This window comes from Arthrobacter sp. AOP36-C1-22 (assembly GCF_052377515.1).
Classification (GTDB): domain Bacteria; phylum Actinomycetota; class Actinomycetes; order Actinomycetales; family Micrococcaceae; genus Arthrobacter_H.
The window spans coordinates 24,799-49,651 of sequence record NZ_JBQSWW010000020.1 but is presented as its reverse complement, the minus strand read 5'-3'; the positions used below and the strand labels follow the sequence as shown (position 1 = coordinate 49,651).

The window sequence follows — 24,853 nt, the reverse complement described above, 5'->3', positions numbered from 1 at the left end:
GAAGGGGATACGCATGGGAACCGAGCAATACCACGAACCGCCAGCCGAGTTATCGGCCGAAACGCGGACCTTTGCCCGAATGTGCACGAACCTCACCGAGGAAGCCGAAGCCATCGGGTGGTACGAGCAGCGGATATCCCTCGAACCTGATCCGGCAGCCAGGGCCATCATGGAGAACTCCCTAGGCGAGGAGTTCAAGCACTTCTGCATGGAGCTGGAATACCTCTTCAGGGCAACTCCGAAATGGGGGCAGATCGCCCGGGGAATCCTCTTCCAGGAGGGGGACATCGTCGACAACGGGGAAGCGGCCGAGGAAGCCGCCGACTCAGATCCCACTGGAACCGCCGAATCTGGGCAGACAACACCTCTGGGGTCATCCGATGGTTCCCTGGGGATCGGCTCGTTGAAAGGAACCGCATCATGACCACCAATCACTTGCTCCGCGAGCTGGCACCCATCACCGCCACCGGCTGGAAACTCCTCGACGAGGAAGCACGGGATCGTCTGACCACGACACTGGGCGCCCGCAAACTCATCGACTTCTCGGGCCCCTTCGGTTGGGATTATTCTGCAACGAACTTGGGGCGCACCGAACGCCTGGCCGGTTCCGATGACGATCCGATTATTTCGAGGCGCCGCCGGGTCTTGCCGTTGGCCGAGATGCAAGTACCCTTTTCGGTTTCCCGCGACGAACTATTGGATGGAGAGCGCGGGGCAGCCGACGTGGACCTGTCCAACCTCGACATGGCTGCGCTGCAGATGGCCAGTGCCGAAAACCAGGCGGTATTCCATGGGTGGCGGCAGGCACAGATCACCGGGATCACCCAGGCCACATCGCTGCCGACCGTCCCGCGGGTGGAGCACTTCTCTGACTACCCCAAGCGGGTGGCTCAGGCGGTTGACCAATTATTGGAAGAGGGCATCTCGGGACCCTTCGGGCTCGCCTTGGGCCCCGGGCACTATACGGCGGTCGTGCAGTCCACCGAACGGGGTGGTTACCTGCTCTCCGAACATCTGCGAAAGATCCTCGATGGACCGATCGTCTGGGCCCCGGGCGTCAAGGGCGCCGTGGTCATGAGCCTGCGCGGTGGAGATTTCCTCTTCGAATCCGGGCAGGATCTATCCATCGGCTACAGCCACCACGATGCCCATGACGTCCATCTCTATCTCGAGCAGAGCTTTAGTTTCCGGGTGGCGACCCCGGAAGCGGCAGTGCACCTGACGTCCAGTAGCGAGCCCTCCCAGCGCAGTCGCTAGTTCGAGTTCTCCGACCCGGCGTCGGGAACTGCAGGGCCTGAGGTGCCGGCTGGCTTCTTCGCCGCGCGCAACTGGGCTTCCAACTCCAGCGCCTCCTCACCTGAGACCGCTTCGCCCCGGGCCACCATTCCCGACGTGTGGGACAGCGGGACCTGCTTCAGGAGGAGTGCCAGGACAAAGGCAATGAGGATGAAGGGGATCAGGTACCAGAAGACCGGTGCCAGCGAATCGGCATAGGCCGTCACGATGCCGTCCTGCAATGCCTGCGGGAGCTTGTCCAAGACCGAGGGGTCCAGCGTGGCAGTGGCCTGCCCGGCGTCGGAGGCCGAAGCTCCCGCCCCGGTGAAGACCGCGGTGAGCTTCTCCGTGAGGTTGTTGGTGAAGATCGCTCCGAAGATCGCCACACCCAAGGCGGCGCCGACCTCACGGAAATAGTTGTTGGTACTGGTGGCGGTGCCGATCATCTCCGCGGGAACGGCGTTCTGCACCACGAGGACGACCACCTGCATGATCAGGCCCAGGCCGGCCCCGAAAACCAGCAGGAATACGCAGATCAACCACAGCGGGGTATCGGCGGAGAGCGTCGTCATGGCGAGCATGGCGGCAGCTGTGGTGAGCGTACCTGCGATGGGGTAGGCCCTGTATTTGCCGGACCTGGAAATTGCGATGCCGGACCAGATGGAGGTGCCCATCAGGCCGACCATCATCGGAAGCATCAGCAGGCCGGATACTGCCGCAGAGGTTCCGGAGGACATCTGCAAGAACGTGGGGACGAAAGCGATGGCAGCGAACATGCCCAGGCCCAAAGTGAAGCCGATGGCCGTGGCCGTGACGAACACCCGGTTGCGGAACAGTGCGAGGGGGATGATCGGATCAGTGGCCCGCAGCTCGGCGAAGACGAAGGCCGCCGCTGCCACCAGCAACCCAGTTCCCCACATCCACGTGGACACTGCGGACCAGCCGTGGTCGGCACTGCCGCCGAAGTCGGTGAAGAAGATCAGGCAGGTCGTGGCGATGGACAGGAAGACGACGCCGGCGATGTCGATGGCTTTTGTTGCCTTCTTATTGGGCAGGGTCAGCGCGAACCAGGCGACTGCGAAGGCGGCGATGCCGATCGGGATGTTGATGTAGAAGGCCCACTGCCAGGTCAGGTGGTCGACGAAGAAGCCGCCCAGCAAAGGCCCCGCGACTGCCGAGAGGCCGAAGATCCCGCCCAAAGGGCCCATGTACTTCCCGCGCTCCGACGCCGGGATGATGTCGGCGATGATGGCCTGGGAAAGGATCATCAGGCCACCGCCGCCGAGCCCTTGGAGGGCGCGGAAGAAGACGAAGATCCAGAAGGTTCCCGCAAAGGCGGCACCCACTGAGGCCAGCGTGAACAGCGCAATCGCGATCAAAAAGAGATTGCGGCGGCCGAGCACGTCGCCGAACTTGCCGTAGATGGGCATGACGATCGTGGTGGCCAGCAGATAGGCGGTGGTGATCCAGGCCTGATGCTCGACTCCTCCGAGCTCGCCGACGATCGTGGGCATCGCGGTGGAGACGATCGTCTGGTCGAGGCTGGAGAGCAGCATGCCGGCAATGAGCGCCGAGAAGATGATCCAGATGCGGCGTTGGGTCAGCGCGATCAGGCCGGGGGACTGCGGCGGCGCGGTAGTGCTCATGGTGGTTCCTAGAAGGTCAGGGCTCGAGGGAGTGTCCGCGGAGCCGAAAATGAGGAAAAGGGGTGATGCGAAGTGCGCGGACAGGAGCCGGCATGATCCGGGGCCGGCAGCGTACTAGGTGCCGAACAGACGCCGGGCGTGGGAGAAGTTCTCGGTCAGGATCCGGGTGAATCTGTCCAGCGCGTCCGGGGCTGTCTCTTCCGCAGCAGCAGGGGCTCCTGAAGCAGTGGAATTGCAGGTAATGCCCTCTGTCGAGCAGGAGCTGGAGTGTCCGATGAATTCCTGGAAGCTCGTCATGGCCAACTGCGAAAACAATGTTGAAGCCAGATTCGCAAACGGGTCCTCCGGTTCCAGAGCCTGACGTTGCGCGATCAGTTCCGCCAGCGCTCGCTGACGCTGCATTGCCGAATGAATCATCCGTTTCATCAGCGCCGGTTCCGAATGCATGATCTGCATGAAGGAACCCATATCCGTCGGTGGGACGTCCATGGTGGCATATGCCTTGATGAACAACTCCAGAAGGGCCTGATCCAACGGAAGTGCGGTGGTGGATCCGAAGGAGCTCGCCACGGACGTTCGAGCGGAGTCCAGGAAATCCTGGGCGAACGGCTTGAACGGGTCGGCGGACTTCACCCCCAGGACGGCGTCCTCCTTGGTGGCGAAGTAGTTGAAGAAGGTGCGGCGGGAGACTCCGGCAGCCTCGCAGAGTTCCTCGATCGTGAATCCGTTCAATTCACGTTCGGCGGTCAGCGTGCGGGCGTGGTTGGTCAGCGCGGCATAGGTTTCCATGCGTCGACGTTCCCTGGCCCCCGGAGCCTCCGTTGCACTTTTCTTCACATAGTGCAGTTTTGCACTATTGGGTCATGGGTGCAAATCGGGAGGTGGTGTAATTGCGCACACTGCCGCGGAAGCGTGAACCTGTCTGGCCGGGCGGAAGGGCCCCCGGGCATGACGGCGGCCCACCCCGTTGCCGGAATGGGCCGCCGAAGGAGGGGGCTGTGCCCTATTTGCCCGAAGGCGAGGTCATCGTGGTGACATCCAGAGCTGTATCGAGCTGCTCTTCGGTGAGTTCGCCGCTCTCAAGGAAGCCCAACGCGATCGTGGCCTCACGCACGGTGAGTCCTTCGGCGATGGCCTTCTTGGCGATCTTCGAGCCGTTCTCGTAGCCGATGAACTTATTCAACGGGGTGACGATCGACGGGGAGGCTTCGGCCAGGAAACGGGCCCGGTCCACGTTGGCCGTGATGCCATCGACCATTTTGTCCGCCATGACCTGGGAGGTATTGGTCAACAGGCGAATCGATTCGAGCAGGTTCGCCGCCATCACCGGAATCCCGACGTTGAGCTCGAAAGCACCGTTGGTGGAGGACAAGGAGACCGTGGTGTCGTTGCCGATCACCTGGGCGGCGACCTGAATCGCGGCTTCACTGATGACCGGATTGACCTTGCCGGGCATGATCGAGGAACCCGGCTGCAGATCGGGGATGGCGATCTCACCTAAACCGGTATTGGGGCCCGACCCCATCCACCGGAGATCGTTGTTGATCTTCATGATCGAATAGGCAATGTTGCGCAGCTGACCCGAGGCTTCGACAAGCCCATCGCGGTTTGCCTGGGCTTCGAAATGGTTACGTGCCTCTGTCAGGGGCAGACCGGTGTCCTCGGCCAGCAGGGCAATGACCCGCTGGGGGAAGCCTGCCGGCGTGTTGATGCCTGTGCCGACTGCCGTTCCGCCCAAGGGGACCTCTGCCACTCGGGGGAGGCTGGCCTCGATCCGCTCGACGCCGTAGCGCATCTGGGCGGCGTAGCCGCCGAATTCTTGCCCCAAGGTCACTGGTGTGGCATCCATGAGGTGGGTCCGACCGGATTTCACGACGTCGGCAAACTCGTCGGACTTGCGTCCCAGGCTTTCGGCGAGATGGTTCAGCGCCGGAACCAAATCGTTGAGCAGCGCATCCGTGACGGCGACGTGGACCGACGTCGGGAAGACATCGTTGGAGGACTGCGAGGCGTTGACGTGGTCGTTCGGGTGAACGCGGGCCTGACTGCCGGCGGCTTCCAATCCCTGGTTGGCCAGAGCTGCCAGAACCTCATTGGTATTCATATTCGACGACGTCCCTGAACCGGTCTGGAAGACGTCGATGGGGAAGTGCGCATCATAGTCGCCGGAAGCCACGTGCTCGGCCGCAGCAACGATGGCGCGGGCGATCTCCTCGTCGAGGACGCCTAGCTCCGCGTTCGCCAGGGCTGCCGCACGCTTCACCCGGGCCAACGCCTGGATATGGCGACGTTCGAGCCGCTTGCCGGAGATGGGGAAATTCTCTACGGCGCGCTGCGTTTGTGCGCTATAAAGGGCGTCGACCGGTACGCGGACTTCGCCCATGGTGTCATGTTCAATACGGAATTCATCCTTGCTAGCCATGACATCACCATACGCCGCCCGGGGGCCCGAACCCGATCCCGGGCGGCGTCATCTGGGACACACCATGACCTAGAGTGCGCCGAATCCCGTCACTATTTCTGCCTTGCCTTCTTCGAGGCGGTAGGTCACGCCAATGACGGCCGTCTCACCGGCGTCGACAGCGTCCGAGATGAGCTTGGAGGATTCAACCAACCGGTGAGTGGACTGCCTGACGTGCTCCTCGACCGTCGTATTCACATCGGTGACCCCTGCCCGTTGGGCGGTGATGACCGAGGGGGTGATGCGCTCGACGAGATCCCGGATGAACCCGGGGGGCATCTGCCCGGTCTCGAAGGCGTCCATCGTCGCTGTCACGGCGCCGCAGCTGTCGTGGCCCAGGACCACGATGAGGGGGACATCCAACAGAGCAACACTGTATTCGAGCGAACCGAGCACGGCATCGTCGGGAACGTGCCCGGCGGTCCGGACAACGAACACATCACCGAGGCCGACATCGAAGATGATCTCGGCGGCCAGTCGTGAATCCGAGCAACCGAAGATGACGGCGAAGGGATGCTGGGTATTCACCAGGGCCGAACGACGGGCAGAATCCTGGTTCGGGTGGTTGGTGGATCCGGCAACGAAGCGGGCGTTGCCCTCACGCAGTTTGGTCCAGGCCTGGGCCGGGGTGAGAGGTGCGGATTCGGACTCAAGAGATTCAGCAGACATGAAAAAAGAGTACATCCGGCACGGCGCAGATCCGCTACTGCGTTGAGTTGGATTGGTCCTTCATGACGGACCGGGCGGCCTTTTGGAGCACTTCATCGCCGGAATCGGAGCTGAGCATGAGCGTCGATTCCTTGGTCTTGCGAACCCAACTGACGTTTGCCTCTCGGGTGTAGGACTCCCACGTGGTCCCGTCGACCTTTACGGTGCCGGACTCGGTAGCGTCCTCGCTCATCTTGGCGATCCAGCCCGGTGTGGCATCGGCGGTCTGACGAATCCAGACAAAGCCCTCGTCGCCCGTCACATAACCGACTTCCCAGTAGTCGATCTTGTCGGCGCTTCCGGAATTCCAGCGCGCGAAGTTCGGGTACCAGTCCGCGGGCACTGCGGGGGCTACCGGTGTGAAATCGGCTGCCTGGCCGGCCTGGGAAGCCACCGCGGAGACGTTCACGTCAGGTGTGAACTTATCGTCGTTGCTCGGCGGATTCAGGGCGATGACCGGTACCGCAACGGCAACCGTCAGCAGCACGGAGATGATCATGCCCTTCAGCGATTGGTTGGCCCGTTTGGACTGGGAGGGCGTCAAGACAGGTGTTACCTGCGGTTCTTCGGCATCTGGGGGCGTCTGGGGTGCATCACTCACGCCTCCATTGTCCCCGATTTTCGGGACCGTGGATGACGCGGTGTCGGTCATCACCACCCCATCCGTCGTTTCAGCGGATATGCTCGAAGGCGTTGCCCATGGCACCCACACCCACTCGACGACGAGGAACACCGTGACAGAAGCCACAAATTTTGCCCACCTGTCCCCCCGACTGTCCGTCGGCGATGCCGAACCGGACCGCAACCTGGCCTTGGAGCTGGTACGTGTCACGGAGGCTGCCGCGATAGCCGCCAGCCCCTGGGTCGGCTTCGGGGACAAGAACTCGGCAGACGGTGCGGCCGTCGACGCCATGCGTTCGCTGCTCTCCACCGTGTCTGTCACCGGGACCGTCGTGATCGGAGAAGGCGAAAAGGATGAAGCCCCGATGCTCTTCAACGGCGAAGTCGTCGGGGACGGTACCGGGCCCGAGGTCGATGTCGCCGTTGATCCCATCGATGGGACCCGCCTGACGGCACTGGGCATCAACAACTCGGTAGCTGTCCTGGCCATGGCCGAACGCGGTTCCATGTTTGACCCGTCGGCCGTGTTCTACATGGAGAAGTTGGTCACCGGCCCGGAGGCCGCCGAATTGGTGGACCTGCGCCTGCCGGTGAAGCAGAACCTTTACCTGATCGCCAAGGCCAAGAACAAGCCGATCAACCAGATCACCGTCTGTGTGCTGGACCGTGAACGTCATACCAAGCTCGTGCGGGAGATCCGCGATGCCGGGGCCCGCACGAAGTTCATCATGGACGGCGATGTCGCCGGCGCCATCTCGGCCACCCGTGAGGGATCGGGTGTCGACGCGTTGATGGGCATCGGGGGAACCCCCGAGGGCATCGTGACTGCCTGTGCCATCCGCTCGCTGGGCGGCGTCATCCAGGGCCGTCTCTGGCCCACCGATGACGAGGAGAAGCAAAAGGCCATCGATGCCGGGCACGATCTGGATCGCGTGCTGTCCACCAACGATCTGGTGACCAGTGACAACTGCTATTTCGCGATGACCGCCATCACCGACGGCGATCTACTGACCGGAGTGCGCTACAAGAACGACAAGATCTTCACGCACTCGATCGTCATGCGTTCGAAATCCGGGACGATCCGGACCGTCGAGGGCGAGCACCAGTCACGCAAGTGGGAGCCTTACACCCGATAGGCGATCGAGCCCGAGAAAAGCTAACCCGTGAGGCCACGAGCCTTGCGGGTTAGTTCGTTTCGGCGGTGGTCACGGCGAACGCCACGGCCGGTCCCTCGCCGAGACGTTTGGCCACCACCGGAGCTTCGTGAGCGGGAATGAACGCCGATTCCCCGCGAGTCAGTTGCAGATCACCACGAGGCGAATCCAGCAGCAGGTCACCGGACACACAGATCAGTGTCACCGGGCCGTTCTGGGCGACGGCAACGTCCTCTCCGGCCAGCAGGGCATCACCGGGCAACGCGATGCGTTGGAGCTGGAATTCGTCGAAGGGCGGCCGGTAGATCTCCTGGCCGAGCATGTTCTTCGCGGCTTCCAGATACGGGACGCCCAGACTTTGGAAGTCAACCGTGTCCATCAGTTCAGGTAGATCGATATGTTTGCCGGTCAGCCCGCCGCGCAAGACGTTATCCGAACTAGCCATGACTTCCACCCCCAGTCCCCGCAGGTAGGCGTGGATATTTCCCGCAGGAAGGTAGATGGCCTGCCCGGGTTCCAAGGTGATGTGGTTGAGCATCAACGAGACGAGGACCCCAGGATCGCCGGGGTAGAAACCGTTCAGCGATTCCAGCTCCGCCAGACCGTTATCAGGAACCGTCTGGCGGCCTGAAGCAACGGCCGCGCTGGCGAGCCCGACGAGACGGACAACGTCTTGGCCTCCGGAGAGCAAGTCGGTGAATGCCCCCCGCAGATCGCCTTGGCTCAGGGTGGTGGCCGTATGTCGGGCCGCGAGGACGGCACTGCCGTTCTCGTCGGTGAGCTCGGGGTCCGCCTCGATTGTTTCGGCCAACCAGGTGAAGAGGGCCGCCGACTCGTGCGCGGCCCGGAACCCGCAGAGGGCCGAGAACCCGGTGAGCGCGAACAGGAGCTCGGGCTTGTGGTTGTCGTCCTTATAGTTGCGGTGCGGTGCCGAACGGTCGACGCCGGCTTCCTCCTCCGCGGCAAAACCGGCACGGGCCTGCTCCAGAGTGGGGTGGACCTGCAAGGAGAGCGGTTTTTCCGCGGCGAGGATCTTCGCCAAGAACGGAAGCCGCCCAAAGCGGGTGGACGTCTCCTCACCGAGAAAGAGGGTGGGGTCGGTGGCGATCAGCTCATTGAGCGGAGTCGTGCCGTCGACGTCCGGGTGGCTGGCCTTCGAGGGGGAGTCGGGATGTGCCCCGATCCACATTTCTGCTTCGGGGCCCCCCGTTGCCTCGGCTCCGATGAGTTCGGCGATGGCCGTGGACGATCCCCACGGATAGTCCCTGACGGTATTGCTCAGGCGGTACATTCGGCTCCTTGGCAGCTGGGTCGATACGGGGCGCTACCACCCAATCTAGGCCAGTGCGCTAGGTCCCCGGTACCTCCGTCGTCGGACGGCGATGCGGGTCATGGTGCGCTGCACTCGTTGTTATTGGCTGCGATCTCCGAGATGAGTGTGCGTTGTCCGTTGATTTCGAGCTGGACCAGATACTTCTCGGTGATGGGGGAGCCATCCGGCTGCGTGGAAGGAACCGCCGTGGGATCGGTGTTGCCCTCGATGGCTTCCGGAACCGCCGACTTGGCGTCGGTGGCAGGCTTGGTGGGCGCCGCCGACGCTGACTTCGTCTCCCCGGAGGCGGATTTATCGGCCGACGCTGACTTCTTCTTTGCGGCGGCAGCTGATTTCTTGTCAGCAGCCGCCCGGGCGCCAGCATCGGTGGCCTCCTCCAGCAGCCCGTCGACACGGGTATGGATCTGGCTGTAGTCGGGGAAGGTGGAGAACCGGTCGGAAGTGGTGCCGAAGTCCGGGGCGCCGAGGGTGAGGCGCTTAAAGGGGTTCTTGCCGGCCTTATTGGCGAGGTTGAGGAAACTGCCGAGTTGGGACTGTGGGATGTCAGTTTCGAGTAGATCCTCACCTGCGGACATGATGTCGGAGAACCGGGTCAACACCGTGGAGGGCTTGAACTGGTTGATCATCGCCTGCTGCAAGCACTGTTGGCGGCGGATGCGGTGGTAGTCGGTGGTGAAATCACGTGAGCGGGCGAACCAGAGTGCCTGCTTGCCGGTGAATTTCTTCGTTCCGGGGGAGAACCAATGGGTGTTCACGAGCGTCCCAGGCCATTTCTTGGCGTTATAGGGGACCCAGCCTCCGGACTCAACGGTGACCCCGCCCATGGCGTCGATGAAGGTGGAGAACCCGTCCATATCGATCACCACGTACGCCTGGACATCGATGCCCGTGATGCCGGTGGCGGCATCCATCATCGCCTCGGCGCCCGGGTTGGCCTTGCCCGGATACAGATCGGCATGATCGGCCTCAACCGTGGGGTAGAGGGCGTTGATGATGCACTCATCGCCGCAGTCGAAACCGCGGGGGTAGACGTCGTGGAGCGGAGAGTCCTTCGGGAACGGAGCATTTTGCAGGTTACGAGGAATGGAGATCATCGCGGTTCGCCCCGATTTCGCGTCGATGCTCACCACGGCCATCGAATCGGGCCGCAGCCCCGTCCTTCCGGCCCCTGCGTCGCCACCCATCAACAGGATGTTGTAGCGCCCATCGACGGGGTCCATGGAAGGACCCGAGGCAAAGACATTCTGGATGGTGTCCCGGCCAGTGTTGAGTATGAACGCACCGTAGCCCAGAACGCCTCCGGTGAGAACCATCAGGACGACCGTTGACGCCGCGACAACGCCGCGCATGGCCGGAGTCAATAAACGCGGCCGGATGATCAACAACGTATTGATGAACATCAGCATCCATCCGGCGGCCAACAGCAGCAGGACGATGACGAGGATCAGTTGGATGACCGGCTTGGCCAGAACCTCGATAACGGTTCCACGGTTGATGAGGGCGACCACGAGGCCGATGATGATCAGCGCCCAACAGGTGAGGGTAACCGTCAGGACCCGGCGCCCCAGAGTCCGGTTGCCGGCCACTACCTGCGCCCCACCCGGAATGAAAACGGTCAGGGCCAGCAGGAAGAAAGCCCGTTTGGTCCGGATCGGTGCGGAGGCGTGTTCGGGATCCCGCACTGGATTCTGTGCGGGGGAGAAACGCGGCGTCTGTTTGCTCATGGGTCAGGAACCGAGCCCCATCTCCTCGGTGAGACGCTGGCGGAGGCGGTCTCCCTTGGCGGAGGCCTGCTGACGGAGTTCGTCCGCAAAGTCGACCAGACGAGAACGCAAGCTGGTGGCCAGCTCATCGGTACCACTGGCCAAGGTGCGGACGGCCAATAACCCGGCATTGCGGGCACCACCGATGGAGACGGTGGCCACCGGTACCCCTGCGGGCATCTGCACGATGGACAGCAGCGAATCCATGCCATCGAGGGTCTTCAGCGGGACCGGCACGCCGATCACCGGAAGGGGAGTGACGGAGGCGAGCATCCCCGGCAGGTGGGCGGCGCCGCCGGCACCGGCAATGATGACCCGCAGACCGCGTTCGTGAGCCGTTTTGCCATAGTCGATCATCTCGTCGGGCATGCGGTGGGCCGAGACGACATCGGCTTCGAAGGGGATGCCGAATTCCGTGAGGGCTTCGGCTGCCAGGCGCATGACGGGCCAGTCGGAGTCGGAACCCATGACGACACCGACGAGGGGCTTCGCGGTGTTCATGCGGTTCGGGCTCCTTCGGTTGAGGCCGGCCCCGGGGCCCCGTCGCGGATGATGTCTGCCACCTGCGTGGCGGTGCGGCGGACATCGTCGACGGTCTGGCCGGCGGCGCCGACGAGGTTGACGTGACCGATCTTACGGCCGGGCCGTACGGACTTGCCGTAGACGTGGATCTTGACGCGGGGTTGCGCGGCCAAAGCGGCAGGGAAAGCTGAATAGAGCTCGGGGTTCGCCCCGCCGAGGAAATTCTTCATGACGGTCACCTCGCCCAATGCACTGGTGTCGCCCAACGGGAGGTCCAGCACGGCGCGCAGGTGCTGTTCGAATTGGCTGGTCACCGAACCGTTCATCGTCCAGTGGCCGGTGTTGTGGGGGCGCATGGCCAGTTCGTTGATGACGAATCCCGGGCCGCGGCCGGGGGTTTCGAAGAGTTCGGCAGCCATGACGCCGGTGACGCCGAAAGCCTCCGCGATGCTCAGTGCCGCTTCACGGGCCGCCTCAGCAGTGGCCGGGTCCAGTCCGGGGGCCGGGGCGATGACTTCGTCGCAGACCCCGTCAACCTGGATGGTGTGCACTACAGGCCAGCCACGGGCTTCACCCGAGGTGGTGCGAGCCACGAGAGCCGAGAGCTCCCGGCTGAAATCAACCTTCTCCTCGGCCAGCAAGTCGGTTCCGGCGGCGAACCAGTCGGCGCATTCGGATGCTGCGGCCGCATCGTCGAGCATCCGCACCCCCTTGCCGTCGTATCCGCCGCGTGGGGTCTTGAGCACCACGGGCCATCCGGTGGAATCACCAAAAGTAATGAGCTCCTCGATCGAAGCGACCCGGGCCCACACCGGGTTCGGTAGTCCGAGCTGGTCGATGGCAGCCCGCATGACCAGCTTGTCCTGGGCATGGATCAGGGCTTCGGGACGGGGCTGGACATTAATCCCCTCGTCGATCAGGGCCCTGAGGTGTTCGTTGGGGACATGCTCGTGATCGAAGGTGATCACGTCGACGCCGGCGGCGAACTCCCGCAGGGTTTCCAGATCCCGGTAGTCGCCGACCGGGGCCTGGGCGACGGCAGCGACTGCCGAGACCTCTGGCCCCTCGGCCAAAACCCTCAGGTCAAAACCGAGGTTCGTTGCTTCAGGGGCCATCATTCGGGCAAGTTGGCCACCACCGACCACGCCAATCACAGGAAAATTCACCTCTTCAGGGTACCGAACCGAGACCAGTCCATCGGCCGTGACGGGGCCCTGAACGGGGGATTATGAGGAAACTTTGAGTTGCAGCCGATAGAATGGGGAGCTGGCCGCGTCACGGACGCAGTGGACCGGCTCCTGCTGGAGCCCCGAATCTCGGGGTTTTTACCCGCACTGAACACCGTCTGTGGAGGAACATGCTCAACGAGTTGGCGAAAAAATGCCAAGGCCTTTTCACCATGCTGTGGCGAGAGGTCATGAAATTCGGCGTCGTCGGCGGTGTGGCGTTCATCATTGATACGTCGATCTTCCTGTGGATGATGAACGGGCCGATGCACGGTTCCGAGGTCAAGGCCAAGATCGTCGCCGGGATCGTCGCCACCATGTTCTCTTGGGTCGCCAACCGTTACTGGACCTTTAGGCATCGCCGCCGGGCTTCAGTGGTGCGCGAACTGGTGTTGTTCATCATCATGAACGGCATCGGCTTGTTCATTGCCGCGGCCTGCGTCTGGGTCACCAAATACTGGATCGGTCTGACCGATTCGACCAGCCTGTTCATCGCCGGGTCGGTCGTCGGCCTGGTGTTGGGCACGATCTTCCGCTTTTTCGCATACCGCTTCTGGGTCTTCACCGAAGAGCTAGACAACGAGCCGGGCTTCAACCAAGACCATGACCTGATCGGTCACCCCGAAACCGCCAGCATGGCTCAGGAAGACGGGATGCCGCGCGAAGGCGGCGACCCCAACCCCACAGCGCACTAGGTTCCGAAGCTGTCAGGCCCGCCCCGCGATGACATCGTCGGGGCGGGCGGTTGTCTTTAAAGGTGTCGTTCCACGCGTTCATCGTCGAGCATCCGCTGTGTGGGGGAGGCCCCGGGGCCGAGGAGCACCAGCGGTGAATCCCCCCGCCATTGGGCCACGGCAGCCCGCAACGTCGTGCCGAGGTCGGTGACGGGGCCCAGCAGGGCCGTGCCGTGGGCTGCGGGCAGGGAAAAGAGCTGTGCATAGTCCAAGTCCCCGGTACCGTCATCGGCGGTCAACGCCGGGGCGGCAGCCGGTACCGGATCAGCCAAGTAGTAGTCTCCGAAACCGCGAACCTCGGCCACGTAATCCAGGCACCCCGAAGGAACTTCCCCGGGGAAGGACAAGGCCAGGGACTCCAGCCCAACGGCCACGACCTCAGCGGCGGGGAAGACCTCGGTGGCCGTGCTGGGGTTGCCGGTGAGCACCACATCGGGGGAACCCGTCGTGCCGTGGTGGTGGCTGGCCCACTCGTGGAGCGGGCTCTCGGTGCCGGATACCGGAAGGATGAGTTCGGCGCCGGTAGACCAGATGGCGAACGCGATCGCCAAAGATTTCCAGTGAGCCGGCAGATCGAGCAAGATCCTGGTCCCGGGACCGGCGTCGAATTCCTCGACGAGGAGGTTCGCCGATTTCGCGACCCAGTTGTCGAAAACATGGCCGCTCAGTTCCACGCGTTCACCGGGATCGCCGTACCAGGTCAGCAGCGGGGAGGCGGAGTCCCGGTGTCTGGAGAGCAATCGGTTTGTAAAATCTAACGAATCGGTATCGGTGGTCATGGACTCAATCCTCTCAAACCTGTGAAAACCCTGATAATCCGGGGAACTGTCGGACACGCCCATCGGTACACTCATATATCGGGCGTGTTGCGACATGGATCGGAAGGCTTCCATCTATAGAATCACCGCCTCCACTTGACGTCGGTGAGTTACACCATTGTAATTAGTAGGAGAAGCAGCTTTTTCCAGACCACGGACTAAGCCGTGGCCGCTCACGCGACCAGACGTAGGACGGACGGTTACCGTTCGACAGGTCGGGTAGGTGGCCGGTGTAAGAGAGACAGCCAACCAGCGGAAGGGCGCACACCATGGGGAACGCAGAGCGCATTTACGATCCCAGCCAAGCCGAACAGGCGTCAAAGAGGTACGGCTCTCGTGGAGTCCCCGCAGACTGGTTCCTCGATCCCGCAGACAATGCGGCGGCAGAGAACTACCGGGCCGCCGGACTGGACCTCGATGACCAGGCCACGGCATTCTTGGCCGCCCACGAGTCCGATGTTGAAACTCCAGAGGCCCTCCTGGCTCCGGTGCGTGACCTGCCCGTGGAGCGCCCCGCCCAGACGGCTCCCGCCGAAGTGGACCCGCAGCAGCAGTTGTGGCTCGGCATGCCGGGCTACCCCGGCGCAGATGACGAGGGAGAGCTCGGCTGGCAGACCGAAGCATTATGCGCCCAGACCGATCCCGAAGCCTTCTTCCCCGAAAAGGGAGGCTCGACGCGTGACGCAAAAAAGGTCTGCGGTGCCTGCAACGTTCGTTCCGAATGCTTGGAGTATGCGCTGTCCAATGACGAACGCTTCGGTATCTGGGGCGGCCTCTCCGAGCGTGAGCGCCGTCGGCTGAGGAAGCGAGCGGTCTGATTCATTCGCAAGTACGCGTCACGGCCGTGGTCGTTGCGCACGACGGGGAGAGCTTCCTTCCGGCAACCCTCGAAGCGCTGACAACCCAAACCCGGCCGGTCGATCACTTCATCGGCGTCGACGCAGGTTCCCAGGACAACTCTGCCCGCATCCTGACCGACTCGCTGCCGGCCGGCAGCCCGCTGGTCAAGGCACGGGCGAGAGGATTCGGCGCCTCGGTGCGCGCGGGCGTGACCGGCGAGGATGCGCTCCCTCGCCGCGCGGGCGACCCGACGACGTCGGGAAACCTTCCGACCGTGGACCCCGAGATCCAGGACTGGATCTGGCTGATCCATGACGACTCGGCCCCCGACAGGGGTGCCCTGGAGGCGCTCCTCGAGGTTGTGGAGACCTCCCCAGCGGTGACCATTGCCGGCTGCAAGCAACTGGACCGCGATCAACCGCGCCGCCTGCTGGACGTCGGGTTGGGCATCAGCCGCTGGGGCGAACGCCTGACCATGATCGATGTGGACGAACTCGACCAGGGGCAATACGACTCCCGCTCCGACCGCTTCGCAGTGAATTCCGCAGGCCTACTGGTCCGCCGGGACGTCTGGGAGGATCTAGGCGGCTTCGACCCAGCCCTGCCCGGACTCGGCGACGACTTGGACTTATGCTGGCGTAACCGGCTGGCCGGCAACCGTGTCGTTGTCGTCCCGACGGCCAAGATGCTCCACGCTCCCGATAAGGTCCGCTCCATCGCTGGCCCGTTGGCCGGCCGCCGGGCCGAGGTCTATTTGCGGCTCAAGCACGCCGCCGCCTGGAAGGTCCCCTTCGTCGCCCTCGGCGCGATCCTTGGTTCCCTCTTCCGGCTACTCATCTCACTGGTGGCGAAGGACCCGGCCTTCGGCTTCGGGCAACTGAGCAGCACCCTGACCGCAGTGTTCTCCCCGGTAGCCCTCCGCGGTTCGCGTCGCGGGGCCCGCCGGACCCGGAAGGTCTCCCGTTCGCTGGTCCGCCCGCTGATGGTCCCGCGTCGGGAAGTGTGGGCCCACCGACGCAACCTCCTCCAGGCCGCAGGCACCTCAACGGTCCTCGGCGACGGTTCAGGGGTCACGGCCGAGGCGTCCAATCCCTCCGGCGACAGTTCCGACGACTTCGCGGAATTGGCTGCCCCGACCCGCACCAGCTCTTCGGTCAGCGCCGTGATTGCGGTTCTGGCCACGGCCGTCGTCGCCCTCCTGGGGCTACGGAGCGTCTTCGGTTCCGGGGCACTGGCCGGCGGATCGATGCTTCCGGTGAGCGATCGACTCTCAGGGATCTGGGCCCACGCCACCGGCTGGTGGCAGGACCTGGGAACCGGGATGCCGGGGCATGGTGATCCCTTCGACCTGGTGCTCTGGCTGCTCTCGCTGCTCGGGTTCGGTACCCCCAACACCGCCATCGTGGTGTTCTATCTGGCGGCCATGCCGCTGGCGGCACTCTTCGCCTGGCTGGCCCTCGGATCGGTGACGGCGAGCCGGGCCGCCCGGCTACTCGGCGCCCTCGTCTGGGCGCTGGCCCCGGCACTGCAAGTTGCCCTGGGCTCGGGGCGGGCAGGTGCCATCGCCGTGCACGTCCTCGTCCCGCTGGCCGGCCTCGGAGTGATCCGTGCCGTCGGCGCCGGCCGACCGCGCACCGAACAGCACGCCGTCCCGTCCCCAGCGGATCCGCCGTCGAAGGCGGGTTTGCATGGAGTCCCCTCGTGGACCGCTGCTGCCGGGGCAGCCTTGGCCCTGGCGGCAGTCACTGCCGCCTCCCCGAGTTTGCTGCCGCTGGCTGTCGTGCTGGTGGTGGTGCTCGCGATTCCTTTGGGCCGCCGGGCCCGGACCCTGTGGTGGGTGCCGGTGCCGTCGCTGGTCCTCGCACTGGGAAGTGTTCCGGCTGCCCTGAACAACCCGCGGGTCCTGCTGGCAGATCCAGGGGTCGTCCAGCCGTTCCAGGCGGCGGACCTGTGGCAACAGGCATTGGGCTTCCCCGTGGCATTCGACCCGATGGCGGGAGCCAATGGGTTCGGATGGGCAGCGAACCTGCTCCCTGGCCCGTGGGCGTTCATCGCCGCCCTCATCGTGGGTGTTCCACTGCTCCTGCTGGCCATCGTCGGTTTGCTACGCCGTGGCCGGCGCGGCGCGATCATCCGCACCGCCTGGGTGGCCGGTGTTCTGACCCTGGCCACCGGATACGCCGTGCAGGCACTTCCCTTTGGTGTCACCGCCGGCCGTGAGGTCACTCCCTTCACCGGTCCGTTCGTTTCGGTCTTCATGCTCGGCGTCCTCCTCTCAGCCGCAGGTGGCCTGGACTGGATGCGTAGCGTCAGGATCCACAAGACCTCGAGGCTGCGGGTGATCGCCGGCCCCGCCATGGCGGCAGCCGTGGTGTTGGTCCTGGCCTCGGCCACGGTGGCCACCACGTTGTGGCTGGCCCCCCGTACGGTCGGAACCGCGGATGCGGCGGCGGGCGAATCCGGCGCCACGTCGGATCTGGGCTTGGGGCAAGCCGTACTCCCCGTTGCGGCGCGCACGCTTCCCGCGACGGCAGCAGACCGAGGGAACTCGCCCTTGCAGGAACGCACCCTCGTTTTGGCTCCCGAGGGCAACGACGGGGCCATGAGCGCCACGTTGATGAGCGGATCGGGGATGAGTCTGGACCAACTCTCAGCAGTCTCCGCCAGCTCGCGGCTGACGGGAACACTCACCGATCCGCAGGCGGCACCGGACGACGATTCAGCAAAAGACCTCCGCAGCACAGTGGCCGGACTGGCCTCGGGCCAAGCCATCGACCCGCGGCCGGAACTGGCCCGTTTCGGAGTCAGTTTCGTGGTGCTGCAGGTCCCCGAAGGTGTTTCCACGTTGGCTGGCCGTCTTGACGGTGTTCCGGGACTGGCCCCCGTTGGCTACACCGAGGCAGGGTGGCTGTGGCGGGTGACCCCCGACACCGAAATCAAGGACGCCGAAACCCCCAACGAATTCACCGCCCGTGTGAGGTTGCTTGATGCCGAGGGCGAGACCACCTCACTCATCGGATCCCATGCGGCCCGCGTGCAGGCCCACGCGCTACCCAACGGCCCGAAGGGGCGCACCGTCGTGTTGGCCGAACGGGCCGACCCCGGTTGGGAAGCCACCTACGACGGCAAGGCTCTCGAGTCCACCACCAACGGGTGGGCCCAGGCGTTCAAACTGCCCAGCGGAGCCGGAGAACTATCGATCGGCTATTCGGCGCCCTGGTCCCTGCCCCTAGGAATTCTGATGGTCCTGGTCTTCGCAGGGACCCTGCTGCTGGTCATCCCGATCCCTGCCTCCCGCCGGTTCGCTGCCCGCCGGGTGGAGGAATTCAGGACGACGGGTAGCGCCGAATCCGTGTGGGATATTGATGATGCCGACGGCGAACACCTGCAGGACGAGGACGACGGCGATGCCCCGTTGGAGGGCACGTCAGGAGCTGAGGAGCACAAGTCATGACCCGGAACCGCTTACCGCGCCGCGGACGCGCCGCAGCGGCCTCACTGGGGGCTGTTTTGCTGGTGGCCACCGGCGGCGGCATTGCCGTGGGTTCGCTCAACGGCCCCCTCTCGGCACCCGAGGTTGGGGCCGTTCCGCGTGTCTCGGTACCCGCGGGGGACTATGTGGGCCAGTGCCCGGCGACGGCTCGGTTGGTCGATGGTGCTGCAGGAGAAGGCACCGACCCGGCTTTCGCTGCCGCCTCGGACTCTGAAAAGACGATGATCCGTTCAACGGTGCTCTCCGATGCCGCCGAGCGCCTCCCCGGTGCCGCGGTGGAGAAACTCGACGGGACGACGGTGCGCACCTTGTCCAAGCGACTCTCGGACGAGAAGGCCAGCGAAGATCAATCCACCGGTGAAGACGGGTTCACCGGCCGGAAAGCCAAGACAGCCTCCGGTGTGAGCGAGCCGTCGGCAGCGAACCTGCGCGTCCAACCGCTGGGCGGCCGGCAGTCCACTGCCGGGGCAGTGCGCAGCTACGTTGCCGGTGACGGCGATTTGGCCGGGCTGGCGGCGGCGAACTGTCAGGTCCCGGCGAACGAACAGTGGCTCACGGGTGCCTCGACCACGGTCGGCAGCACGGCGTTGCTGACCCTGGCCAACCCGTCGGCCTCCCCGTCCACCGTCGATCTGGAACTCTACGGTTCCAAGGGCCCTATCGAGGCGGGCAACGCCCGTGGCATCATCATCGCCCCGGGGGAGTCGACGTCGATCGTCTTGGGCGGCATGGCGTCGGGGGAGAAATCACTCTCCGTCAAGGCCACGTCCACCGGTGCACCGGTCAGCGCCATCATCCAACAAAGCACGCTGCGTGGTCTGACGCCGGGAGGCGTGGACTTCATCGAGCCGGCGGCTACCCCCGATGAACACCAGGTCGTCCCCGGGATCCTCATCCAGGACGCTAAGACCCAGAAGGACATCATCTCGCAGAAGGGGTACGAGGACGCCGCCCCGACCTTGGATCTGACCGTTCCCGGGGCCAGCGATCAAAACGTCAAGGTCCGACTGGTGGGCAAGGACGGTCCGGTGGACCTGCCCAGCGACGGCCAATACACGGCCCCAGCCGGTGCCACCACCAGCGTGCATCTCACCGGAGTCAAGGCAGGGAACTACACGGCCATCGTGGACTCGGAGGAGCCGGTGGCTGCTTCCGTGCGCATGACCCGGGGAACCAAGGCCAAAAAACGGACCGATGCTGCCTGGGCTGGTGCGGCACACCGGCTGGGTGGCGAACATCTCGTCGTCGTCCCCGAGGGGGCCGAATCTCGTTTCCTCTTCCTGGCCCGGGACGGGGCCGGGAGCATCGACCTGCGTCCGGTCACTTCCGACGGCAAGGTCGGCAAGGCGGTCACCGTGGAGGTGGATCAGGGCCACAGCGTGGAACGCAGCATCGATTCCTTGGGACAGGACGTGGTCGCCGTGACCCTCAGCGCCAGTGGGGATCCCGTTTACGGCAGCCTGCTGGCCACCCACGGGAAAACTGATGTCTCGGTTCTTCCGCTTCCGCCGGCCACCCGAGGTGCCACCGATATCAGCGTGGACCTGCGCTACTGAGCCTCGGCAGGGCGAGGCGCTAGAAGCCGCCCTCCCACGGGTGGTAATCGGGATCAATTTCCTCGGGTTCACGCAGCAAAAGCTCGGCCACCTGTTCGACGACGGCCAGATGGACGACTTCGGGGAGCACCATGGGTGAACCAGCCAGTTCCTCCACGGGGCGCCGGTAGATGGTCACCCGGGCGAGGCGGCGCGGGGTGGCCCCCCATGACCTGCCCAGGGGAACCGGACGTCCCGAGGCCTCGGAATAGTCCAACGAGGTGCTGCGCGGCATGAGCTCTGTCGTGAATTCCATCGAGGCGATGGGCTGGCCCCACAACAATTCGAGACGTTCGGCGGATTCGGCGATGAGATCCTCGAAGCGTTCGGCGCGGGTCCGTGAGCCGGGCAGCCCGGGGTGCATGAGGTTTCCGCGCAGACCGCGTCCATGCCGGTTGCGTCGACGGCGGAGGAACGCTCCGGAATTCGTCTCGGTGTCTGCCCGCGCAGCGGGGCGGCTCGCCGTCCCGGGATCTTCAAACCGCACCGTGAAACCTTCTGCCATGACACCGAGCCTACCGAAGATCTTCGACGTGGGCGGGGAACCGTTTCCCGCCATGCCCGGCTGCTTGGGGCGTAGCCGAGGGCACGGCAGGTAAGCTGTTTTCTCGTGGGATCCCTTCGACTTTGTTCACGCTCCGCCTGTGGCCGCTCGGCCATCGCGACCCTGACGTTTGTGTACGCCGATTCCACCGCCGTTCTCGGGCCACTGGCCACCTACCCCGAACCGCACTGTTACGACTTATGTAGCGAGCACGCCCACCGACTGACCGTGCCGCGTGGCTGGCAGGTCCTGCGCCTGGAACTTCCCGAAGCACCCCGTGTGGCTTCCGATGAACTCTCCGCCTTGGCCGACGCGGTGTCCGAACCCCGCCCACCGGCGACGGATCGCCGGGAGACCCTCGTCGAACCCGAAAGCGGTCCGACGAATTCCATCTCGGCTCGCACCGCACCAACACCCCTGGACCCGCCGGAGGACACGGACAACGGACGAGGGCCTCTACGTATTCTGCGTGAACCACGCTAAAGCCATAAACTGGGCCCATGGCCCACATCACACCCCAGCTCCTTGAGATCCTGCGTTGCCCGGTCACCGGCTCGACGCTCACCCAGGACGGCGACGCGTTGGTCGCCACCGCCCTCGACGAGGACGGCAGCACCCCGCGGTACGCCGTGCACGAAGGAATCCCTGTCATGCTGGGCCCCTCCCCGGCCGAAGGCATCAGCCGGACCCCGGAGGTGAACTAGCCGTGGGCTTTGACTACCGGATCGCCGATATTTCCTTGCACGAGGCCGGCCGCCACCAGATTCGGCTCGCCGAACACGAGATGCCTGGCCTGATGTCCCTGCGGGCCGAATATGCCAGCTCCCAACCCCTGGCCGGGGCACGGATTGCCGGGTCACTGCACATGACCGTCCAGACGGCAGTGCTGATCGAGACGCTCACCGCCTTGGGCGCCCAGGTCCGTTGGGCCTCATGCAACATCTTCTCCACCCAGGACGAGGCAGCAGCAGCCGTCGTCGTGGGGTCCGGGAGTGCCGCACACCCCCAGGGGGTGCCGGTTTTTGCCTGGAAAAACGAATCCCTGGAGGAGTATTGGTGGACCGCCGAGCAGATCCTTTCCTGGCCGGGAGCAGATACCGACCCCGCCCGGGGCCCGAACCTGATTCTGGACGACGGTGGAGATGCCACCATGCTCGTCCATCAGGGGGTCGGCTTCGAAGCCGCAGGATCTGTTCCGGCAGCAACTGGAGCCGATAGCGCCGAATACACGATTGTCTTGGACGTGCTGCGCCGTTCACTGGCGCAAGACCCCGGCAAGTTCACCCGCCTCGCCGCAGGAATCCTGGGAGTCACCGAGGAGACCACCACGGGGGTCCACCGGCTCTATCAACTCGCCGAATCCGGGGAACTGCTGTTCCCCGCCATCAACGTCAACGACTCGGTCACCAAATCCAAATTCGACAATAAATACGGCATCCGCCACTCGTTGCCCGATGGCATCAACCGGGCAACCGACGTGCTCATCGGCGGCAAGGTGGCAGTGGTTTGTGGGTACGGCGACGTGGGCAAGGGGGCGGCGGAGGCGCTACGGGGCCAAGGCGCACGCGTGATTATCACCGAGATCGACCCGATCTGCGCGCTGCAGGCCGCCATGGATGGCTACCAGGTCGCCCGGCTGGAGTCGGTCATCGGCCAGGGCGATATCTTCATCACCACCACCGGTGGGACGGGGATTATCCGGGCCGAAGACATGGCTGCCATGAAGGACAAAGCCATCGTGGGCAACGTCGGACACTTTGACGATGAAATCGATATGGCAGGGCTCGCCGCGGTGCCGGGCATCACCAAGGTCGAGATCAAACCGCAGGTCCATGAATGGGTCTTCGACGGCGGAACCGATACCGCACGCTCGATCATCGTGCTGTCCGAGGGACGCCTGCTGAACTTGGGCAACGCCACCGGCCACCCCAGCTTCGTCATGTCCAATTCCTTCGCCAACCAGACGATCGGACAGATCGAACTCTTCAGCCGGCAGCGGGGCACCGATGACGGCGCAGATCCAGCCTACGAACGACAGGTCTATGTGCTGCCAAAAATTCTTGACGAGAAGGTCGCCCGCCTCCACCTCGACGCCCTCGGCATTGAATTGACCGAGCTGAGGACGGAACAAGCCGAATATTTGGGGTTGGATCCCGCAGGGCCCTATAAACCCGAACACTACCGATACTAGGGAACCGGCAGATCGCCGGTCAGTTGCCGAAGGGCAGCCGGTGGATACGCTCGCGGACCGTGCGTTGGCGTTCTGCCACGGCGCTCAGACGCCGGTAGTCGCGTTCCCTCCGTTCGGCGACCACGGCCGCCAGGAACTGTTCCGGTGGGCAGCCAAACGGTGGCGCGGGGGAAACATACGGCTGCAGGTCCGAGGCCAGTGTGGCGGCGACCTGCTCCCGGGAGGCCGCAGCCATGGAAGGGCCCTGACGGATGAAGCGGGCGATACGTGCCGCCAGGGGGTCGGGGATCCGCCCCACATCGGCCAGTTCGGCCCAAGGACGCAGCTGCTGGGGCACGGGAAGCACCAACGGGGCCACGCGTTCGCGGCGTTCGCGCATCGAGTAGGTGCCGGCGAGCATGTCTCCCAGACGTTTACCGCGTTCGTTGGCGAAAGAGACCAGCAAGGCCAGCGAACCGAAAAGTGCCAGGACCTCCAGCAGGGCGAGCATCGCCCGGATGAAGGCGTGGCGGAAACGGATGGAACCGCCGTCATCGCGCACGATGCGCAACCCCATGATCAGCCGGCCCAAGGACTTCCCGCGGCTCAGGGTTTCCACCAGCACCGGAACAGCCACGATCCACAGCACGACGACGATGATGACCACCGCGCGGATGGCCGCACTGTCAAAACCGGAAGCCAGTTTCTCGAGCAGGACCAGCGAAGCGACCAGACCGATCAGATAAACCAGATAGTCAATGAAGCATCCCACGGCGCGCAGCACGAAACTGGCGGGACGCAACTGCAGGACGACTGCCTCGCCGGTGATGATCGTGCTCACGGTATCCCTCCGTCGAGGCTGGGTGATCGGACGCCCGACCGGTGCCGGGGTTGACCCGGCGCAACGCGGCCGTCATCCCAATCTAGCCGACACCCCCACGTTAGGCTGGGAACGTGGATCTTGATGCCTTTGTCGCCGTTCATCGGCAGGAGTGGGACCGCCTTGACGTCCTGTCCTCCAGGCGTCGACTGACCGGTGCCGAATCCGACGAATTCCTGGGGCTCTACGAACGCGTGTCGACCCATTTGTCGATGGTCGGATCGATCGAACCCGATGCCGTCGTCTCTGCCGACCTCTCCGCCAGGATCTCGCGTGCACGTACCCGTTTCACGGGGGCCAGGACCCCTGTGCTGGAAGAGATCGCCACGTTCTTCGTCTACACGCTGCCGGCGGCCTTTTACAGGATCCGGGTGCTCACCATCGTGCTGGGGTTGGTGTTCATCGCTATCGCCTTTGCCTCCGGACTCTGGGCTGCCCACACCCCCAGCGTGCTCAAGGCGATGGGCTCCGATGCCGATCTGCAGCAATACGTGCACCATGATTTTGTTGACTACTACTCGGAGAACCCCGCCGCCTCCTTTGCCGGTGCGGTCTGGACGAATAACGCACTCATCGCCGGAATGTGTGTGGCCTTCGGAATCTCGGGGCTGTATGTGCCCTTCGTGCTCTACCAGAACGCGGTATCGGTGGGGATGGCCGGGGGGCTGATGTCCTCGCTGGGTGAGCTCGACACCTTCTTCCTCTACATCCTGCCGCACGGGTTCATGGAGCTGACGGCGATCTTCATCGCCGGCGCTGCTGGCCTGCGCATCTTCTGGGCGTGGGTGGCTCCCGGGGCCAGGACCAGGATTGGTTCCCTCGCCGTGGAAGGCAGATCGTTGATGACGGTGGCCCTGGGGCTCGTCGTGGTGCTCTTTATTTCCGGGCTGGTCGAAGGATTCGTCACCCCCAGCGGGTTGCCGCATGGGGTCCGCCTGGGCATCGGCCTGATGGTCCTGGCCGGCTACTGGACCTACACGCTGGTCCTGGGCCGGCGGGCCGTCAACGCAGGATTCACCGGGGATCTAGGAACCTACGACGCCGGCGCCACCGCGGCCGTCGCCTAACGA

At 64.4% G+C, this 24,853-nt stretch carries 23 protein-coding genes; 11 read left to right on the top strand and 12 right to left on the bottom strand.

Annotated features, from left to right (window positions below):
- The first annotated feature begins 13 nt into the window (after window positions 1-13).
- Window positions 14-424, top strand: coding sequence for a ferritin family protein (locus ACT3S6_RS11625; RefSeq protein WP_096223330.1), 411 nt, complete (start codon window positions 14-16; stop codon window positions 422-424).
- On the top strand, window positions 421-1,257 hold the full coding sequence (locus ACT3S6_RS11620; protein ID WP_087000459.1) for a family 1 encapsulin nanocompartment shell protein: 837 nt from the start codon (window positions 421-423) through the stop codon (window positions 1,255-1,257). Before ACT3S6_RS11625 ends, ACT3S6_RS11620 begins: the two co-directional genes overlap by 4 nt.
- Here ACT3S6_RS11620 and ACT3S6_RS11615 read toward each other — a convergent pair.
- The 5 genes from ACT3S6_RS11615 to ACT3S6_RS11595 all read right to left on the bottom strand — a co-directional run bounded on the left by ACT3S6_RS11615 (window position 1,254) and on the right by ACT3S6_RS11595 (window position 6,691).
- Window positions 1,254-2,921 carry an MDR family MFS transporter gene (locus ACT3S6_RS11615; RefSeq protein ID WP_443347527.1) on the bottom strand — a complete coding sequence of 556 codons (1,668 nt, stop codon included), beginning with the start codon at window positions 2,919-2,921 and terminating at the stop codon, window positions 1,254-1,256. The genes ACT3S6_RS11620 and ACT3S6_RS11615 overlap by 4 nt on opposite strands.
- Before the next feature lie 114 nt (window positions 2,922-3,035).
- A complete protein-coding gene (locus ACT3S6_RS11610) occupies window positions 3,036-3,758 on the bottom strand; it encodes a TetR/AcrR family transcriptional regulator (protein WP_443347530.1) in 723 nt (240 codons plus the stop codon).
- A gap of 166 nt (window positions 3,759-3,924) precedes the next feature.
- Window positions 3,925-5,343, bottom strand: a complete 1,419-nt coding sequence (locus ACT3S6_RS11605) for a class II fumarate hydratase (protein ID WP_096223327.1) — start codon at window positions 5,341-5,343, stop codon at window positions 3,925-3,927.
- Window positions 5,344-5,412: 69 nt separating this feature from the next.
- Window positions 5,413-6,051: a carbonic anhydrase gene (locus tag ACT3S6_RS11600; protein ID WP_087000467.1), complete on the bottom strand. Its 639-nt coding sequence runs from the start codon at window positions 6,049-6,051 to the stop codon at window positions 5,413-5,415.
- Window positions 6,052-6,085: 34 nt separating this feature from the next.
- Window positions 6,086-6,691: a DUF4245 domain-containing protein gene (locus ACT3S6_RS11595; protein WP_158225898.1), complete on the bottom strand. Its 606-nt coding sequence runs from the start codon at window positions 6,689-6,691 to the stop codon at window positions 6,086-6,088.
- A 79-nt stretch (window positions 6,692-6,770) separates the two neighbouring features.
- Between ACT3S6_RS11595 and glpX the strand changes: the two genes are divergently transcribed.
- A complete protein-coding gene (glpX, locus tag ACT3S6_RS11590) occupies window positions 6,771-7,847 on the top strand; it encodes a class II fructose-bisphosphatase (RefSeq protein WP_087000471.1) in 1,077 nt (358 codons plus the stop codon).
- A 49-nt stretch (window positions 7,848-7,896) separates the two neighbouring features.
- Here the strand turns inward: glpX and manA are convergent, their stop codons facing one another.
- The 4 genes from manA to ACT3S6_RS11570 form a co-directional block, all read right to left on the bottom strand.
- Complete coding sequence (gene manA, locus ACT3S6_RS11585) at window positions 7,897-9,156, bottom strand: mannose-6-phosphate isomerase, class I (RefSeq protein WP_441379833.1); 1,260 nt, start codon at window positions 9,154-9,156, stop codon at window positions 7,897-7,899.
- A gap of 98 nt (window positions 9,157-9,254) precedes the next feature.
- Window positions 9,255-10,922 carry an LCP family protein gene (locus ACT3S6_RS11580; protein ID WP_198962392.1) on the bottom strand — a complete coding sequence of 556 codons (1,668 nt, stop codon included), beginning with the start codon at window positions 10,920-10,922 and terminating at the stop codon, window positions 9,255-9,257.
- A 3-nt stretch (window positions 10,923-10,925) separates the two neighbouring features.
- Window positions 10,926-11,462, bottom strand: coding sequence for a 5-(carboxyamino)imidazole ribonucleotide mutase (gene purE, locus ACT3S6_RS11575; protein ID WP_096223324.1), 537 nt, complete (start codon window positions 11,460-11,462; stop codon window positions 10,926-10,928).
- Window positions 11,459-12,649 (bottom strand): 5-(carboxyamino)imidazole ribonucleotide synthase, encoded by a 1,191-nt coding sequence (locus tag ACT3S6_RS11570; RefSeq protein WP_096223323.1) that lies wholly within the window; start codon window positions 12,647-12,649, stop codon window positions 11,459-11,461. Before ACT3S6_RS11570 ends, purE begins: the two co-directional genes overlap by 4 nt.
- Before the next feature lie 191 nt (window positions 12,650-12,840).
- On the opposite strand from ACT3S6_RS11570, the gene ACT3S6_RS11565 reads away from it, so the two are divergent.
- Window positions 12,841-13,404, top strand: coding sequence for a GtrA family protein (locus ACT3S6_RS11565; protein WP_096223322.1), 564 nt, complete (start codon window positions 12,841-12,843; stop codon window positions 13,402-13,404).
- Window positions 13,405-13,460: 56 nt separating this feature from the next.
- Here the strand turns inward: ACT3S6_RS11565 and ACT3S6_RS11560 are convergent, their stop codons facing one another.
- Window positions 13,461-14,222, bottom strand: a complete 762-nt coding sequence (locus tag ACT3S6_RS11560) for a TIGR03089 family protein (RefSeq protein ID WP_096223321.1) — start codon at window positions 14,220-14,222, stop codon at window positions 13,461-13,463.
- Between the two features lie 308 nt (window positions 14,223-14,530).
- Here ACT3S6_RS11560 and ACT3S6_RS11555 point away from each other — a divergent pair, with 308 nt between their 5' ends.
- The 3 genes from ACT3S6_RS11555 to ACT3S6_RS11545 are packed head-to-tail and all read left to right on the top strand — an operon-like array spanning window position 14,531 to window position 20,150.
- On the top strand, window positions 14,531-15,079 hold the full coding sequence (locus tag ACT3S6_RS11555; protein ID WP_087000483.1) for a WhiB family transcriptional regulator: 549 nt from the start codon (window positions 14,531-14,533) through the stop codon (window positions 15,077-15,079).
- Window positions 15,080-15,105: 26 nt separating this feature from the next.
- On the top strand, window positions 15,106-18,555 hold the full coding sequence (locus ACT3S6_RS11550; RefSeq protein ID WP_444555091.1) for a glycosyltransferase family 2 protein: 3,450 nt from the start codon (window positions 15,106-15,108) through the stop codon (window positions 18,553-18,555).
- On the top strand, window positions 18,552-20,150 hold the full coding sequence (locus tag ACT3S6_RS11545; protein WP_441379836.1) for a DUF5719 family protein: 1,599 nt from the start codon (window positions 18,552-18,554) through the stop codon (window positions 20,148-20,150). The genes ACT3S6_RS11550 and ACT3S6_RS11545 overlap by 4 nt, the downstream gene beginning before the upstream one ends.
- Before the next feature lie 19 nt (window positions 20,151-20,169).
- Here ACT3S6_RS11545 and ACT3S6_RS11540 read toward each other — a convergent pair whose 3' ends face one another.
- Window positions 20,170-20,694, bottom strand: coding sequence for a metallopeptidase family protein (locus ACT3S6_RS11540; protein WP_087000489.1), 525 nt, complete (start codon window positions 20,692-20,694; stop codon window positions 20,170-20,172).
- 171 nt (window positions 20,695-20,865) lie between these two features.
- Between ACT3S6_RS11540 and ACT3S6_RS11535 the strand changes: the two genes are divergently transcribed.
- Genes ACT3S6_RS11535 through ahcY form a run of 3 tightly spaced genes read left to right on the top strand, consistent with a single transcriptional unit; the run spans window position 20,866 to window position 22,924 of the window.
- On the top strand, window positions 20,866-21,216 hold the full coding sequence (locus ACT3S6_RS11535; RefSeq protein WP_428844165.1) for a DUF3499 family protein: 351 nt from the start codon (window positions 20,866-20,868) through the stop codon (window positions 21,214-21,216).
- A 17-nt stretch (window positions 21,217-21,233) separates the two neighbouring features.
- Window positions 21,234-21,437, top strand: a complete 204-nt coding sequence (locus ACT3S6_RS11530) for a Trm112 family protein (protein WP_441391774.1) — start codon at window positions 21,234-21,236, stop codon at window positions 21,435-21,437.
- A 2-nt stretch (window positions 21,438-21,439) separates the two neighbouring features.
- Entirely contained in the window at window positions 21,440-22,924 is a 1,485-nt protein-coding gene (gene ahcY, locus ACT3S6_RS11525; protein WP_444555090.1) for an adenosylhomocysteinase, read from the top strand.
- Between the two features lie 19 nt (window positions 22,925-22,943).
- On the opposite strand, the gene ACT3S6_RS11520 is transcribed toward ahcY, so the two are convergent.
- A complete protein-coding gene (locus tag ACT3S6_RS11520) occupies window positions 22,944-23,744 on the bottom strand; it encodes an RDD family protein (protein WP_443347546.1) in 801 nt (266 codons plus the stop codon).
- Window positions 23,745-23,857: 113 nt separating this feature from the next.
- Here ACT3S6_RS11520 and ACT3S6_RS11515 point away from each other — a divergent pair, with 113 nt between their 5' ends.
- The gene (locus tag ACT3S6_RS11515) at window positions 23,858-24,850 is read left to right on the top strand and encodes a stage II sporulation protein M (protein WP_087000499.1); all 993 of its coding nucleotides are present in this window, start codon (window positions 23,858-23,860) and stop codon (window positions 24,848-24,850) included.
- Window positions 24,851-24,853 lie beyond the last annotated feature (3 nt).